The 16,095-nt window shown below is 73.0% G+C and carries 13 protein-coding genes; 8 read left to right on the top strand and 5 right to left on the bottom strand.

All coding sequences use genetic code 11. From position 1 onward, the window contains the following. Positions 1-46 precede the first annotated feature (46 nt). Together lon and F4558_RS10655 are read left to right on the top strand one after the other, a co-directional pair. Positions 47-2,377: an endopeptidase La gene (gene lon, locus F4558_RS10660; RefSeq protein ID WP_167943922.1), complete on the top strand. Its 2,331-nt coding sequence runs from the start codon at positions 47-49 to the stop codon at positions 2,375-2,377. Positions 2,378-2,500: 123 nt separating this feature from the next. Then, positions 2,501-2,905 (top strand): DoxX family protein, encoded by a 405-nt coding sequence (locus tag F4558_RS10655; protein ID WP_053659983.1) that lies wholly within the window; start codon positions 2,501-2,503, stop codon positions 2,903-2,905. An 18-nt stretch (positions 2,906-2,923) separates the two neighbouring features. On the opposite strand, the gene F4558_RS10650 is transcribed toward F4558_RS10655, so the two are convergent. Next, complete coding sequence (locus tag F4558_RS10650; protein WP_053659985.1) at positions 2,924-4,657, bottom strand: DEAD/DEAH box helicase; 1,734 nt, start codon at positions 4,655-4,657, stop codon at positions 2,924-2,926. Positions 4,658-4,787: 130 nt separating this feature from the next. Beyond that, entirely contained in the window at positions 4,788-5,756 is a 969-nt protein-coding gene (locus F4558_RS10645) for a hypothetical protein (RefSeq protein WP_245241303.1), read from the bottom strand. 138 nt (positions 5,757-5,894) lie between these two features. Between F4558_RS10645 and F4558_RS10640 the strand changes: the two genes are divergently transcribed. The 3 genes from F4558_RS10640 (at position 5,895) to F4558_RS10630 (ending at position 8,300) form a co-directional block, all read left to right on the top strand. Beyond that, positions 5,895-7,043 (top strand): sensor histidine kinase, encoded by a 1,149-nt coding sequence (locus F4558_RS10640; RefSeq protein ID WP_167947358.1) that lies wholly within the window; start codon positions 5,895-5,897, stop codon positions 7,041-7,043. After that, the gene (locus F4558_RS10635) at positions 7,040-7,645 is read left to right on the top strand and encodes a response regulator transcription factor (RefSeq protein ID WP_167943921.1); all 606 of its coding nucleotides are present in this window, start codon (positions 7,040-7,042) and stop codon (positions 7,643-7,645) included. The genes F4558_RS10640 and F4558_RS10635 overlap by 4 nt, the downstream gene beginning before the upstream one ends. 133 nt (positions 7,646-7,778) lie before the next feature. Continuing rightward, positions 7,779-8,300 (top strand): 2'-5' RNA ligase family protein, encoded by a 522-nt coding sequence (locus F4558_RS10630; RefSeq protein WP_167943920.1) that lies wholly within the window; start codon positions 7,779-7,781, stop codon positions 8,298-8,300. A gap of 66 nt (positions 8,301-8,366) precedes the next feature. Here the strand turns inward: F4558_RS10630 and F4558_RS10625 are convergent, their stop codons facing one another. Beyond that, a complete protein-coding gene (locus tag F4558_RS10625) occupies positions 8,367-9,035 on the bottom strand; it encodes a UCP032817 domain-containing protein (RefSeq protein WP_512699259.1) in 669 nt (222 codons plus the stop codon). 185 nt (positions 9,036-9,220) lie between these two features. Then, positions 9,221-11,440, bottom strand: a complete 2,220-nt coding sequence (locus F4558_RS10620; RefSeq protein ID WP_167943918.1) for a glycoside hydrolase family 43 protein — start codon at positions 11,438-11,440, stop codon at positions 9,221-9,223. A gap of 156 nt (positions 11,441-11,596) precedes the next feature. Here F4558_RS10620 and F4558_RS10615 point away from each other — a divergent pair, with 156 nt between their 5' ends. Further along, a complete protein-coding gene (locus F4558_RS10615) occupies positions 11,597-12,340 on the top strand; it encodes an ArsR/SmtB family transcription factor (RefSeq protein WP_167943917.1) in 744 nt (247 codons plus the stop codon). Positions 12,341-12,392: 52 nt separating this feature from the next. On the opposite strand, the gene F4558_RS10610 is transcribed toward F4558_RS10615, so the two are convergent. Next, the gene (locus F4558_RS10610; protein ID WP_245241302.1) at positions 12,393-13,868 is read right to left on the bottom strand and encodes a hypothetical protein; all 1,476 of its coding nucleotides are present in this window, start codon (positions 13,866-13,868) and stop codon (positions 12,393-12,395) included. Positions 13,869-14,169: 301 nt separating this feature from the next. On the opposite strand from F4558_RS10610, the gene F4558_RS32110 reads away from it, so the two are divergent. Further along, entirely contained in the window at positions 14,170-15,204 is a 1,035-nt protein-coding gene (locus F4558_RS32110) for a cytochrome P450 (RefSeq protein ID WP_312877303.1), read from the top strand. Beyond that, the gene (locus tag F4558_RS10600; protein WP_167943914.1) at positions 15,201-16,025 is read left to right on the top strand and encodes an isocitrate lyase/PEP mutase family protein; all 825 of its coding nucleotides are present in this window, start codon (positions 15,201-15,203) and stop codon (positions 16,023-16,025) included. The genes F4558_RS32110 and F4558_RS10600 overlap by 4 nt, the downstream gene beginning before the upstream one ends. The last annotated feature ends 70 nt before the right edge of the window (positions 16,026-16,095 follow it).

Here is a 16,095-nt window from a genome sequence, read left to right as displayed (position 1 = left end):
TTACTTGAGTGGTACACGCTCAAGTCAACGCGATAGCAGGTGTTCGATGGCAACTCTTCCGGTACTTCCCCTGACCGACGCCGTTCTCCTTCCCGGCATGGTCATCCCGGTGACCCTCGACCCGACCACCCAGGCCGCCATCGACGCGGCGCGGGCGACCGGCGACCGCAAGCTGCTGGCCGTGCCGCGCATCGACGGCGAGTACGGTCCGGTTGGCGTGGTCGCCACCATCGAGAAGGTCGGCAGGCTGCCCGAGGGTGAGCCCGCCGCCGTCATCCGTGGCCTGTCCCGGGCCCGCATCGGCTCCGGTGTGCCCGGTCCCGGCGCGGCGCTCTGGGTCGAGGCGACCGAACTCGACGAGCCGGCACCCGCCGGCCGGGCCCGGGAACTCGCCCGCGAGTACCGCGCCCTGGTGACCTCGGTGCTCCAGCAGCGGGGTGCCTGGCAGGTCATCGACGCTGTGGAGCGGATGACCGACCTCTCCGAGCTGGCCGACTCGGCCGGGTACGCGCCCTGGCTGACACTGGACCAGAAGAACGAACTGCTCGCCGCGCCGGACGTCACCGCCCGGCTGGAACTGCTTGTCGGCTGGGTGAAGGACTACCTGGCCGAGCAGGAGGTCACCGAGCAGATCAACAGTGACGTCCGAGAGGGGCTGGAGAAGTCGCAGCGGGAGTTCCTGCTGCGCCAGCAACTCGCCGCGATCCGCAAGGAACTGGGCGAGGACGAGCCCGACGGTTCGGCCGACTACAGGTCCCGCGTCGAGAGCGCAGACCTGCCGGAGAAGGTCCGCGAGGCCGCTCTGCGCGAGGTGGGCAAGCTGGAGCGGTCCAGCGACGCCTCCCCGGAGGCCGGCTGGATCCGTACCTGGCTGGACACCGTTCTCGAAATGCCGTGGGGCACGCGTACCCAGGACAACACCGACCTGGCCGCGGCCCGGGAGGTGCTCGACGCCGACCACGCAGGCCTGGCCGACGTGAAGGACCGCATCCTGGAGTACCTCGCGGTGCGCAACCGGCGGGCCGAGCGCAACCTCGGCGTGGTCGGCGGGCGCGGCTCCGGCGCGGTGCTGGCTCTCGCCGGCCCTCCCGGTGTCGGCAAGACCAGCCTCGGCGAGTCCGTGGCCCGGGCGCTCGGGCGCAACCTCGTCCGGGTCTCGCTCGGCGGCGTGCGCGACGAGGCCGAGATCCGCGGTCACCGCCGCACGTACGTCGGTGCGCTGCCCGGTCGGATCGTCCGCGCGCTGCGGGAGGCCGGTTCGATGAACCCGGTCGTGCTCCTCGACGAGGTGGACAAGCTGGCCGCCGGCTATGCCGGTGACCCGGCCGCCGCCCTGCTGGAGGTCCTCGACCCGGCGCAGAACCACACCTTCCGGGACCACTACCTGGAGGTCGACCTCGACCTGTCCGACGTGCTCTTCCTGGCCACCGCCAACGTGGTGGAGTCCATCCCCGGCCCGCTGCTGGACCGGATGGAGCTGGTCATGCTCGACGGCTACACCGAGGACGAGAAGGTCGCCATCGCCCGGGATCACCTGCTGCCCCGGCAGCGGGAGCGGGCCGGGCTGACGGCCGAGGAGGTGGAGATCGCCGACGAGGCGCTGGCGCTGGTCGCGGGGGAGTACACCCGGGAGGCCGGCGTCCGGCAACTCGAACGGGGCCTGGCCAAGATCCTGCGCAAGGTGGCGGTGACACTGGCGACCGACCCGTCGCCGGTACGCGTCGACACCGGCAACCTCGCCACCTACCTGGGACGGCCGAAGTTCACCCCGGAGTCGGCCGAGCGCACCGCCGTCCCGGGCGTGGCGACCGGGCTCGCCGTCACCGGCGCGGGTGGGGACGTGCTCTTCATCGAGGCCACAAGCATGGAGGGCGAGCCGGGGCTGACCCTGACCGGCCAGCTCGGTGACGTGATGAAGGAGTCGGCGCACATCGCCCTGTCGTACCTGCGCTCCAACGGGCGGCGGTTCGGCATCGACCCGAACGTGCTGGCCGGACGCCGGATCCACGTCCACTTCCCGGCGGGCGCGGTGCCAAAGGACGGCCCGAGCGCCGGCATCACGATGGTGACGGCCCTGGCGTCGCTCGTCACCGGCCGCCCGGTCCGCCCCGAGTTCGGGATGACCGGCGAGGTGACGCTCTCCGGACGGGTGCTGCCGATCGGCGGGGTGAAGCAGAAGCTGCTCGCCGCGCACCGGGCTGGCCTCACCGAGGTCATCATCCCGGCCCGCAACGAGCCGGACCTTGACGACCTGCCGGCCGAGGTGCGCGAGGCGCTGACCGTGCACACCCTGGCCGACGTGGCCGACGTGCTCGCCCTGGCGCTGCGCCCGGCCGACGTCGAGGCGCTGGACGGTCCGGCGCTCGCCGCGGCCTGACGCTCCACCGCAACGGCCCCCACCGTCTCGTGTAGACGGTGGGGGCCGTTGACGTACTACTGTCTCGGTTGAACTCTCAACAACCCTCACCGCCGCGAGGCGGCGCCCCCCGGAGGAACCCCCGTGAACACCGTGCTCTGGGTCATCCAGATCCTGCTCGCCGCCGTCTTCGCCGGTGCCGGCCTGGCCAAGCTGACCCAGCCGAAGGAGAAGCTGCGCGACCGGATGGGCTGGGTCGACCCCGTCCCGCCCAGCCAGGTCAAGGCACTCGGTGCCGTCGAGGTGCTGGCCGCCCTCGGGCTCGTACTGCCCGCCCTCACCGGCATCGCCACCGTCCTCACCCCGCTGGCCGCCGTCGGGCTGGTCATCGTCATGATCGGCGCCATACTGGTGCACCTGCGCGACATGAAGAAGCAGGACACCGACGACAGGCGCCGCACGGAGATCCAGGGCGCCATCACCTGCGTGGTGCTGCTCGTCCTCGCCGCCGTTGTGGCCTGGGGTCGCTTCGGCCCGTACTCCTTCTGATCCGTGCCGGCGGCGTGCTCAGCGCTCGTCGCCTCCACGGTCGCGACGCACAGTGGCCTTGCGGCCCTTGATCGTGCTCTGGCGCAGTCCGGAGATCACCTCGTCGGCGACCCCCTGCGGCACCTCCACCAGCGAGAACCGGTCGGCGATCTCGATCGAGCCGATGTCCCGGCCGCGGATACCGGTCTCGCCGGTGATCGCGCCCACCAGATCCTGCGGGCGTACGCCGGCACGCCGGCCCAGGCCCACGAAGACCTGGACGGTGTTGCCGCCGCCCGGGCGCGGTCGGCCCCCGCCACGACGATCGCCGCCCCGGCCACCGGTCTCCGGCCGACCCTCGCGGGGGCCGCGCACCGGCGCCTGCGGGATCTCCTCCTCGTCGTCGGAGCCCGGCGAGGTCACCTCGTGCGCGAGCTTCACGGCGGCGAGGGCGACCTCCATCAGGTCGAACTCGTCGGTAAGCGTCTCCACGATCACCCGGTACGGGTCGAGGTCGTCCTCCAGCAGGCTCTCCCGCAGCGCCGCCTGGGTCAGCTCCAACCGGCGGGTACGCATGTCCGCAACCGTGGGGATCTTGTCGATGGTGATCCGCTGGCCGGTCACCCGCTCGATCGTCTTCAGCATCCGGTGCTCGCGCGGCTCGGCGAGGGTGATCGCCACGCCCTCACGCCCGGCCCGACCCACCCGCCCGATCCGGTGCACGTACGACTCCGGCGCCGACGGTACGTCGTAGTTGACCACGTGGGTGAGCTGCTCGACGTCCAGCCCTCGGGCCGCCACGTCGGTGGCCACCAGCAGGTCGGCGGTGCCGGCGCGCAGGCGTCCCATCACCCGGTCCCGCTGCTCCTGGCTCATCCCGCCGTGCAGCGCCTCGGAGCGGTAGCCCCGGCCGTTCATCGTCTCGGTCAGCCGGTCGACCTCCTCCCGGCTGCGGCAGAACACGATAGCGGCCGTCGGCGACTCCACGTCCAGCACCCGACCCAGCGCAGCCGGCTTGTGCGCCCGCGTCACGATGTACGCGCTCTGCCGTACCCGGGGCGCCTCACCTGCGACCTGCTGCTCCCGGCCGATCTCGATGCGGACCGGCTCGCGCAGGTGCTGGCGGGCCATCCCGTCGATGCGCGACGGCATGGTGGCCGAGAAGAGCACGGTCTGGCGCTGCGCCGGAGCGTGCTCCAGGATCGCCTCGATGTCCTCGGCGAAGCCCATGTCGAGCATCTCGTCGGCCTCGTCGAGCACCACGGTGGCCAGGCCGCCGAGGCGCAGGGTGCCCCGGGCGATGTGGTCCAGTGCCCGCCCGGGGGTGGCCACCACCACGTCCACCCCGCTGTCCAGCGCCCGCAACTGCCGCCCGATCGGCTGCCCACCGTAGATCGGCAGCACCCGCGCGCCCAGGTCCTTGCCGTAGCGGTGGAACGCCTCGGACACCTGCACCGCCAGCTCCCGCGTCGGCACCAGCACCAGCGCCACCGGGTCGCCGCCCTGACGGTGCGCCGTCATGAGGTTCAGCAGCGGCAGCGCGAACGCGGCCGTCTTGCCGGTGCCGGTCGCTGCCTGCCCCAGCAGGTCCCGACCTTCCAGCAGGGGCGGGATGGCCTCCCGCTGGATGGGAGTTGGCTCCTCGTAGCCGAGGGCGGCCAACGCGCCCAGCAGCTCGGAGCGCAGCCCCAGCTCCGTGAAGGCGTTCGCCTCGTCGGTGCCGTCGGGAGCGTTGTCGGTCGGGGCGTCGTGCTGTGCAGGTGCGGAACTCATGCGTCAAGCTTTTCATCAAGCCGCCGCGCCCGCTGCGCCGCCCGGCACAACATCAGCGCCCGTTGGCATGCGACACCGCCGAGGACGGACGCCAGGGCCGCCCGCCGCCCCGTGTCGGCGGGCGGCCGGATCAGCCGCCGATGCTCAGGAGCGCGAAGATCATCGTGGCGGCGATGGCCGCGTCCAGCACCCCGCACCACTCCGAGAAGGCGCGTGGCACCACCCGTCCGGTGCGGTGATGCGCAAGATCCCAGCCGGCGTGCGCCAACCAACCGAAGGCCACAAGCCAACCGGCGGTCCGCCCACCGGCCGCCACCGCGACCAGCGCCAGGCCGACCCAACCGGCCAGGCCGAGGAGCTGCGTGGCGAGCACCCCGGGCCCGCGCAGGGTCCGCCGTGCCACACCGATCAGCAGGTACGCCCCGGGCAGCACCAGCATCGTCCACGGGCTGAGCAGAGCCGGGTCGACCCACATGTCCACGGTCATCAGCAGGGCCAACCCGGTCGGCCAGCGGCGGGCGAGCGCCACGACGGCCGGGTGCCGGCGTACCGCCACAGGTGTCGCGTGCCGGTGTCGCAGCGCCACCAGCACCATCGCCGGCACCATCAGCAGGTGACCGCCGAGCAGCATCGCGTCGGCGTCCAGCAGACCGGCCCACATCGGCGCGAACAGCAGGAGGAACGGGACGTACATCGCGGCGGCCATCTCGCCGACCGCGTCCCATCCGTGCGCCCGGTACCGCATCCAGACGCTCATACCGATTGTCATGTTGGTGGCCATCGCCAGCGCGCCCACCTCCGGACGGGCCAGCGTCCCCGTGATGCCGAGCAGCGTGCCGGCCGTGTCCCACGCCGGGCCGAGCAGCAGCATCCCGGCGATCATGGCGATCGCCATCTCACCGAGGTGCCACAGTAGGCGCCGGGTGCCGCCGCCCGGTGGGTCGCCGTCCAGCGGTGCGTCGTCGGGAGGCGCGTTGCCCGACGGCGGGTTGTCCAGCGGCGTGTGGTTCGCCGGCGTGCGGTTCGGCGGTTTCGTAGGCGGCTGCGGTGCGGTCGGCGGTGCGACGAGAGTGTCGGCGTGTGTCTCTGTCTGTCCCATGACGTTCACACTGCCGGCGCCGCCGCGCTGTGGGCAGGCGCATTCGTCACCGGAAGATTGTGCGGACCGCACGGGTCGACCGTGACATCTCGCAGGGGTGGACCGGGCGCGGGCCGGTCCTAGGATCGGTGCGTGGCGATGGAGGCGGTGATCCCCCGGGCGGACCGCCGGCTGCACCGGGCCCGGCAGGCGACCCTGCTGTCACTGGCCACCGGTGTCTGGGCGAGTGTCCTGCTGCCCGCGGTCGGCCTGACCCGCGAGCCCGACCCACGCCGGGTGGCGCTCGGCGCGGCCGGCATCCTCGCCTTCATGATCGCTCAGACCGCCGTGCTGTACGCGGCCGTGACGCCCTGGCTCGACCCACTGTGGCGTCGCCGCGCCCAGCTGAGCCTGGTCGGGGCGGCGGTCCTGACCGTCCCGCTTGTGGGGCCGGTGGCGGCAGGGGTCTGGCCGACCTGGGCCTGGTTGGGGGCGGCACTGATCGGCATGGCACCGCTGCTGCTCCGACTGCGGGCGGCACTGGTGATGGCGGCCGGCGTCCTGCTGGTGACGGTGGCTGTCGCCGTGTGGACGGGAGGTTCCGTCGCGCGTCACCTCGCCGTGACCGGCGGAGTCGGTGTCGGCGTCGCCGCCGTCAACGGATTCCAGGTCTGGTTCTGGGATCTGCTCGTGGACGCCCGGCAGGGGCAGGCCGCCCAGGCCGGACTTGCCGCCGCCGAGGAGCGGCTCCGCTTCGCCCGCGACGTGCACGACGTCCTCGGGCACAGCCTCACGGTGATCGCGTTGAAGGCCGAACTCGCCGCGCGGCTGGCCGCTGTGGACCCGGAGCGGGCCGGCCGGGAGGCCACCGAGGTGCAGCGGCTCGCCGCGTCCGCCCTGGCCGAGGTGCGGGAGACAGTGCACGGCTACCGGGCCGTCGACCTCGGCGAGCAGTTGGAGGCCGTGGTGGGCGTCCTGCGCTCCTGCGGTGTGCGCTGCACTGTCGTCCCACCACCGGCGGACCTGCCGCAGGGCGCTGCCACCGAACTGGCGGCCGTGCTGCGGGAGGCGGGGACGAACGTGCTGCGGCACAGCCGCGCCGACTGGTGCCGGATCCAGTTCCAACGGGAGGACGACGTGGTCAGGATGACTGTGGCAAACGACGGTGTCGACGACCGAGGGCCCGACGGTTACAGCCACGGGCTGCGCGGGCTGGGTGACCGGCTCACCGCCGCCGGCGGCGAACTGCGGGTACGCCGGGACGACGCGGTCTTCACCATCGAGGCCGCCGTGCCGGTGACCTCGTGATCCGCGTCCTGCTCGCTGACGACGAGGACCTGATCCGGGTCGCCGTCGGCGCGCTGCTCGCTCTGGAGCCGGACATCGAGGTGGTGGGACACGCCGCCGACGGCCCGGCGGCGGTCACCGCGGCACTCGCACACCGCCCCGACGTGGCAGTGGTGGATCTGGAGATGCCCGGCCTGGACGGCATCGCTGTCGCCGCCGAGCTGACCCGCGTCCGTCCCGCCTGCGCTGTGGTCGTCCTCACCGGGCACGGCCGTCCGGGTCACCTGCGCCAGGCGTTGACCGCCGGCGCCCGGGGGTTCCTGCCCAAGGGCGCCCCCGGCAGCGCGCTCGCCGACGTGATCCGCCGGGTGCACGCCGGCGGCCGGTACGTCGACCCGTCGCTCGCCGCCGACGCGCTCACCCTTCCCACCTGCCCGTTGACACCCCGCGAGCTGGAGACGCTGCGGTTGGCGGAGTTCGGCGCCCCGGTCGCGGTGATCGCCCGCCGGGTGCACCTGTCCACCGGCACGGTGCGCAACCACCTCTCCGCCGCAGTGCAGAAAATCGGCGCGGCAGACCGGGCCGCAGCCGTGCGCACCGCCCGGGACAACGGCTGGCTCTAACCCACCCACCGGCCGCCTGCACCCCCTCCCGGTGATCATGAGGTTGGCGGGGTTCGAGCGGCATATCCCACCGCCAACCTCATGATCGACCCGGGAGAAGGCGGGGGCGACGGCCGGGGGATAGCTTTTCGGGGTGCGGACGGTGGAGTTGGTGTGTTCGGGCGGGTTGGACGGTGCGGTGCGGGCGGCGTGGGACCGGTTGGCGCAGGTCGGGCTGCCCAGCCTGGCCCGCAACACCCACCCCACAAACCGGCCGCACCTGACGGTCGCCGCTGTGGACGAGTTCCCGCCCGGAGTCGAGCCCCGCTTGGCCGATCTGCTGGACGCCGCGCTTCCGCTGCCGGTCATGCTCGACCGGGTCGTGGTCCTCGACGGCAGCGCGCCGCTGGTCTGGCTGGTACGCCCCACTCCGGCGCTGACAGCGCTGCACGCCGCCGTCTGGGACGTTCTCGCCGACGCCGACGGGCACCGCCCGTGGCACGCGCCGGGGGCGTGGGTGCCGCACCTGAGTCTGGCCCTGCGGTTCCGCGACGCGGACCTGCGGCTGGCCCGCGCCGTCACCGGTGGACAGCGCCCGACGGGCTCCTTCGTCGCGGCCCGCAGCTACGACGGCACGGACCGATCGGTGACCGCGTTGACCGGCCAGCAGTGCTGATGCCTCCACGGCCGTCCGGCCGGACGGCCGTGGAGGCAGGGGCTTCTGCGCCGGTGGGGCGAGGCCTCAGTTGCTGCCCTCGCCGTCGCCGTACAACTCGCCGCCACCCCCGCCGCCTGCGCCGCCGGCGTAGCCGTGACGGCCGTCGTTGAAGGGCAGGTCACCACGGATGCCGGGCGCCCTGGGCCGCTTGCCCGGCCCTCCGAGGTGTTGCAGGCAGAGAAGGCCGGCGCCCGGGAAGCATTCGCCGCGCCCGCCGCAGTCGGCCAGGTAGCGGTTGCCCTGCGGGACGCCGACTTCCTGGTCGACCCGGAAGAGCAGCGGCAGACCGGTGGGGCCACAATCCTCGTCCCGGCGGCTGTGGCTCAGAGTGGCCAGCAGCAGAGGGATGCGATCGGCGTCGACCGCGCCAGCACTCGCCGCAGACCTCGGCCGGTGGTGCAGAAGGCTCCCGAACGCGGCGTCGCAGAAGGCGGCGTAATCCTGCGCGTGCAACGTCATTTCCTGCCACAGGACGTCCACAGCGACCGACGGCATTGTGACCTTCGTACTGGAATGGCGGACGACGAGTCGGAACCACTGTCGGGTAGCGGATTCGACCAAGTGAATGTCGTCGTCGCTGAGATGGGGAAACTGATTGCGTAGCCGCTGCCGCCCGCTTGCAGGAAACTGCAGGTCGTCCACGGCGCGAAGTCGGTGAGAGGTGCGGTCGCTTCTGAGCTTTGACCAGATCATGCGGCTGCTTCAATCCGCCCGCGGTGCGAGCGCTGGAGCCGCGACTTGCCACAATGGCGTCGCGGCTCCCTCATCGTACGACAGCCCGCAAACAGGCAATTTGATCAGGAATGCTGTGTCGGCCCTCCTCGGAAAGCCTGACCCGAAACGAAGTGCCCCCTGGACCATCCAGGGGGCACTTCACCTCAGCGGTAGAAGCGCAGGTAGTCGAACTCGGCGGTGACCGCCGGCTCGGCGCCGCCGTGCGCGACGAGCCCGATCCGGGGGGTGGTGTCGGCCGGGAAGGTCCACACCGCACCCCACGTCCAGGTACGCCCGTCGCGGCTGGAGCCGGCCCGGAACTCGTGTTCACCGGTTGCCCGGTCGACGTGGTGCGCCAAGCGCAGCCAGGTGGTGGTGGCCGGGGTGCCGACGATGCTGCCGCCGTAGACCGGCTGCCCGGCGTACGGCAGCTCGTAGCCGTACTCGACCTGGCGGGTGTTCCAGATCGCCACCTGGGCCAGCCGGGCGAACCGGTCGTCGTCCACGTAGGCGACCAGGCCGGCCTGCTGGTAGTTGCGGACGGTCTCCTCGCCGAGGTCCAGGGTCACAGTCGTCTCGACGACGTAGTCGCCGGTGGGCGCGTCGCGCAGCAGCACACCCGCCGTGTTGCCGGTGCCGGTCAGGTCGGCGGCCTGCACCGGCCAGCGCAGCGCCCCGCCGGAGACGGTGGCCGCGGGGTCCTCGCGTACCCACCGCCAGTCGCCGTCGAGCCCGTCGTCGAACTCGTCGGAGTACGCCCGCAGCGGCGCACCGGTCACGCGGGGTTCGGGCACCGCCCGCTTCGCCGGCTGGTACAGCCGGGCCACGCTGACGTTGTCGAACTCGGCCGGGCCGCCGGTGGCCGTCAACCCGACCGGGCCGGCCGCCGGGCGGTCCAGCCGCAACGACACCACGGCGAGCTGGTCACCCAGCCGGGCCGGGCTCAGCTCGGCGACGAGCTGCCGCCCGCGTACCTCGATGGCCAGATTGTGCCGGTCGGCCGGTGCGAAGCCGGCGGGCAGCGGCGCGCTGGCGCTCCTGCGGCCGTCGCTGGCGACGAGACGGCCGCCGACCACCCGGACCGCTACCCGGTCGTCGAGGGTGACCCCGGCGCTTGTCGCGCCGGTCAGCCGCAGGTCGGCCTCCGCGCGCACGTCTCCGCCGACGGTGGTACGGCTGGTCAGTGCGCCGCTGCCGGTAAGCCGGCCGTCGGCGACCCGCCACTGGCCGGTGCGTCGCCAGCGGGCCAGGTCGGTCGTGTCGAACCGTTCGTCGACTCGCCCGGTCGTGACCGGCGCGGGCCGGAGCCCGTCGGACGGGCCGGCGCCCGCGTTGACAGTCGGCCAGCCGTCGATCCAGTCGAGCCGGTCCAGCAGCATCGGGCGTTCGTTGATGCCGAACGGCTCGTCGAGGTACGGGTCGGCGCGGTCGATGGCGTGGTAGACGATCCAGTCCTGCCCGGACAGGTCGGTGACGAACCCGTTGTGCCCGGTGCCGATCCACCGGTTGCCGTTCTGGGTGAGGCCCGGGGTGCCGCCGGCCCGGGACGCGGTGAGCGCGACACCGTCGCGGTCGGTGAACGGGCCGCGTGGGCTGCGCGCGCGTCCGACCTGGACGGAGTAGCCGGTGGCCGGCCCGGCGCAGCAGTTCGCTGTGGACGCGAACAGGTAGTACCAGCCGTCGTGGCGCAGCACGTAGCTGCCCTCGAACTTGTTGTCGACTGCCACCAGCGTCGGAGCGCCGACCGCCCGCAGCCCGTCCGGGCTCAATTCGGTGACCGAGATGCCGCCGTAGTAGCTGCCGTAGTAGAGGTAGTTGCGTCCGTCGACGTCGGTGAACTGGCTGGGATCGATGGTCCACAGGTAGCCGCCACCGCCGCCGGGGCGCGGCGCGACGACGGGCTGCGCGGCGAAGGTCCACGGCCCGGTCGGGCTGGGCGCGGTGGCCGCGCCGATGGCGTAGTCGCTGCCCTCGGCCGAGACGATCGTGTCGGTGACCGTCACGTACATGACCCACTGGTCGCCGACCCGGCGCACGTCGGGTGCCCAGAACGCCGCACCGGGTGCCGCGTACGGCGGGCGCTGGTCCGGGCCGAACGCGTCGCCGACGTACGTCCAGTCGACAAGGTCGGCCGAGCGGGCCGTGGGCACCCGGTGGAACTCGTGTTCACCCTCGCGCAGCGGGTCGGTGGTGCCGTAGGCGTACCAGAAGCCGTCGTCGCCGCGGACGATGACCGGGTCGGCGAAGGTGTCGCCGACGGCGGCGGAGACCGGGTTGCGGTAGCGGGACGGGCCGGGGGAGCCGGCGACGGACGGGGACGGGGTCGCGGCCAGGAGCAGAAGGAGCACTGTGGCGAGCGCGCCGCCGCGGCGGAAATGTCGCATGGGGCCTGCCTTCGCGAGAGTGGGTGGCGGTGTGGCGACAGGGGACGGTGTGCGCCTCGTTTCTACAACGATGGATACAACGTTGTAAAGAGCGCGCGTGCACGACCGGGGAGCCGCCCGACCGGTGCGACGCGGGTCGCGGCGATGATGGGGGGCATGAGTGGTGTCACCGAGGGACGGCCGATGGCCGAGCTGGCCGCGCTGCTTGCCGACGGCACCCGCGCCGACATCTGCGTCGCGCTGCTCGACGGCCGCGCCTGGACCGCCGGCGAGTTGGCCCGCCGGGCCGGCGTCGCCCCGTCGACGGCGAGCGACCACCTCACCCGACTCGTCAGGGGTGGACTGCTTGTCGAAGAGCGGCAGGGCAGACACCGGTACCTGCGCCTCGCCGGCCCGTCGGTGGCCCAGCTGATCGAGGCACTGGCCGGCCACACGCCCGCCGCACCCCGTCCGGCCACGTCGCTGCGCGCTGCCACCACCGCAACCGCAATGGCGTACGCCCGGACCTGCTACGACCACCTGGCCGGGCGGCTGGGCGTGCTGATGTACGACGCGCTACTGGCCGGCGGGCGACTGGACCGGGCCAGCGGCCTGACGCTGACGCCCGATGGGTGGGCCTGGGCCGCCGGGCTGGGCGTACCCGTGGATGTGCTGCGCGCCGCGCGGCGTCCCGTGGTCCGCGACTGCCTGGACTGGACCGAGCGCCGCCCCCACCTGGCCGGTGGCCTCGGCGCGGCACTCTGCCGCCGCTTCGCCGAGCTGGGCTGGACCACCCCGGGTGTCGGCCGCGCGGTCCGGTTGACGTCTGTCGGCCGCACCGCCCTGGCCGAAACCCTCGACGTCAGCGAAGAGGCCCTCGCCCCTGCCGGCCCTCCACCGCAGGGCAGCGGCCGGGCCTGATGCCGGATGGCGTCGCGCGCGCCCGCGTGACGGGCGAACTGACCGGCCGGGCTCACCCGGTCCAGCGTGGCCGGGCCGGTTCCCCCACCCGCACCAGCGGCCGGCCCTGCATCCGGCGCCCTGGCGCGGCCCTGTGCCTCGGCCGCTGGCGCCCGCCAACGGTGCCACCGAGCCGGCCGGGCGCGGTGGTCCGTGCCGCCTGGTGCCGGCGCAGCCACGCCACCGCCGCCATCAGCAGCACGAGCACGACAACCATCCGCAGCGTGGTGATGACGGTCTGCGGGCCCGACCCGTACTGCAGGGCACACTGCCCAAGCCCCATCGCGAACACCACCCGCACCGTGCTCATCGAGCGGAGTGCGAACACCTCCACGGCCCCGAAGGCCAACCCGAGCAGCAGGGCGATGAGCAGCAATCCCACCGGCCCGTAGTACGCGACCACGGACCCGAGGATGGTGGGCAACCAGTCGACGTACTGACTCAGCCCGTGTGCCGAGTCGATGTACGCCTCTTCGCTGCGCTGCTCCAAGCTGCGGTTCTGTAGCTTCTCGGGGGAGAGGAAGCTGGGAACGAGCATCGCCAGGTTGTTGCCAATCGTTTCCAAGCCGATGGGCTGGCCCGCGCCGCGAAGGCTGTCGAACACGAGAGCCCCGAAGGTGTTCCCGTCGAACCTGTAGATGACGTCGTTGGTGATTGCTTCCCGGCTCTCCGCAGTGTGGATAGACGTCGCGCCGTCCAGTAGCGCCTCGACGCGTTGCCCGCTACCGGCGCCCGCGTCGAAGACCTCCCGGCCGGCGACCGCGCGGGTGGAGGAGATCAACGCGGTGAACGCAGCGACGACGACCACGACGAGTGCCACCTGCCGTCGAGACGGTCGGAGACCGTGCAGCGCTGCGCCGATCAGGGTGAGGACCGCCGCGAAGACGATCATTGCCCGCGTGCCCGCCAGCGCGAGCAGCACCCCCTGCACCGCCAGGACGGGCACAAGCCACCGCATCCCCCAGCGCACCAGGATGACCGCCCCGATGACGCCGACCACCGGCACCAGGAACTCACCGGCCAGGTCGACGAGCACGCCGCCACGCTCGGGGATGTCACTCTCGGCGGCCACCGGTGCCAGCGGTTGCAGCGCACCTTTGCCCTGCCCGGTCGCCACGAGGAGCGGCAGGACCAGAAGGAGCAGCCACGGTAGGCGCAGCCGTGCGAGACCGACCTCGTCGTGGGCGTGGGCGGCCGGCTTGCGGCGCCGCGAGTGCATCACGACCGACCCGTAGGTGACGGCGTAGCAGGCGATGGCGACGGAGACGAGCAGTATCCAGTTGTCGATCAACTGCTGATCGACGTACGTGCGGAAGAAGTTGCGCCCCGGCCACATCGCCTGCATGAGCTCTGTGACGCCGTGGAAGACCACGGCAGCGGCCAGCATCAACGCCCCCGGCCTGCGCCCCCATTCACCTCTGACCAGGGTGTGCACCCAGATCAGGGCCGCCGCCTGGATCGTCAGACCCGCCCACACCGCCACCGTCACAACTGGTTCCCCCGAACCTGCACACGGGCTGGTTGCCGATCTCCGGCGGCCCGCACCAGCCCCAACCACCAGACCGCCGCACTACTCAACGCACCGGCGCGCGTCACGTAACCGCCCCGACCCGAACGGCACCAGTTCGCGCCACGGGGGCGTTCCCCCGCCCGAAAGCGGGCACACGATCCAGGATGGAGTGGTATCGCTCGCGGTCGAGGCCACAGGATCCTGGATCGAGCACGATCACGCGGGCGCAGGGCGGGACTGTTCGGTCGGGGGCGAACGGTTCGGGTCCTACGGTCGGGCGGTGACCGACACCTGGCCCGTCATCGCGCCCGCCGCCGCAACGCCGGCATGTGGCCCACCCTCGTTCGCGCCTGCCCGTGGCTGGTGGGTGACCCGCCACGTCGACGTCCGGGCGGCGCTCACCGACCCGGCCTTCCAGGTGCCGGCCGTCGACACCGGTCCGGTCGGCACGCTCGCCTGGCTGCGCTCCGAGGTCAGCCGGTTCAGCCCGCCGCAGCGCCACGCGGGGCGGCGGGCGATCGGTGTGGACGCGTTGGCCGCCCTCGATTCGGACGACCTGCGACACGAGGCGGGCCGCCTCACCACCGGTGTTCTGGACGCCGCCGGTGACCGCCTCGACGTGATGCGTGACCTGGCCCGGGCGGTGCCGCTGCGGGTGCTGGCACGGCGGCTCGACTACGCCGATCCGGTCGCCGCCGCGTCGGCGGTCGAGTTCGTGGCTGCCGCATACCACCCGGGGGTCGACCCGGCGCTTGTCGAGCGGGCCGACCGGGCGGTGGCGGGATTGCTGACTCTGGCGCCGGCCGGCCCGCCGGAGGTGCGCGCGAACCTGATCGGCTTGCTCGTCCAGGCGTGCGACGCGACCGCCGGTCTGATCGGCGCCGCCACCCACCATCTGCTGGCACCGGCCGCGCCGAACCCGCCCGGGGCTCTGGAGACCGCCGACATGCTGTCCGAGGTGCTCCGGCTCGACCCGCCGGTGCCGGCCACCCGTCGGGTGACTGTCACCGGTGTACGCCTGGGCGGTCAGCATCTTCCGCCGGGCAGCCCGGTGCAGCTGCGCTTCGACGCGGCCAACCGCGACCCACGGGAGTTCACCGACCCGGAGGCCTTCCGGCCGGGCCGACCCGGAGCGCGGATGGTGACCTTCGGCGCGGGGGAGCGCGGCTGCCCGGGTGACCGGCACGCCCTCGCCCTCGCCGCCGGGGTGTTCGACGTGCTGCGGGAGCGGTGCCGGCGTACCGATGCCGTGCTGCGGCACGAGCCACACCTCACCCTGCGCGTGCCGACGACCTTGGAGGTGACCGTCCGATGACCGGAACCACTGCCCACACCGAGCGACGTGCGGCGTTCCGCGCCCTGCACGACGCCGGCCGGAACGGCCGGCCGCTGCTGCTGCCCAACGCCTGGGACCACGCCTCGGCGGCGGCCCTCGCGGCACGCGGCCATCCAGCGATCGGCACCACAAGCCTCGGCGTCGCCGCGGCCGCCGGTCGACCCGACGGCATCGCGGCCACCGCCGCCGAGACGCTGGCTCTGGCCCGCCGGATCGCCCGGCTGCCGCTGCTGCTCACCGTCGACGTGGAGGCCGGGTTCGGCGACGACCCCGCGACCGTCGCCGGGTACGTGTCGGAGTTGGCCGGGCTCGGCGTGGTCGGGATCAACCTGGAGGACGGACGCCCCGACGGCACCCTCGCCGACCCCGACGGCACGGCCGACACGATCGCGGCCGTGAAGGCGGCCGTACCGGACCTGTTCGTCAACGCCCGTACCGACGCGTGGTGGCTGGGCGTGGCAGACCCGCTGCCGCAGGGTCTGGCCCGCGCCCGGATCTACCGGTCAGCCGGAGCGGACGGGATCTTCGTGCCCGGCGTCGTCGACGAGGTGACGCTGCGTGTCCTCACCGGGCGGATCGACGCGCCGGTGAACGCGCTGTACCAACCGGGTGGGCCGAGCGTGGCCGAGCTGGGCAGCGCCGGGGTCGCCCGGGTCAGCACCGGCTCCCTGCTGTTCCGCGCCGCGTTGGCCGCCGCGCTCGACACCGCCGACGTGGTGCGCTCCGACGGGGTCGTCGACCCGGCGGGCCTGCCGTCGTACGCCGAGGTGCAGGGCCTGGCGACGGCGGCCGGTGCCTGACGGCGCGGCCCGCCTGACCCGCTCCCGTCTGTCGCGCCTGCGCCGCCTCGCCCCGCCCGCTCCCGTTCGG

Origin of the sequence: Micromonospora profundi, from assembly GCF_011927785.1 — a bacterium.
Classification (GTDB): Bacteria; Actinomycetota; Actinomycetes; order Mycobacteriales; family Micromonosporaceae; genus Micromonospora; species Micromonospora profundi.
The sequence above is the reverse complement of the archived record's forward strand: the minus strand, read 5'-3'. Positions and strand labels throughout refer to the sequence as shown.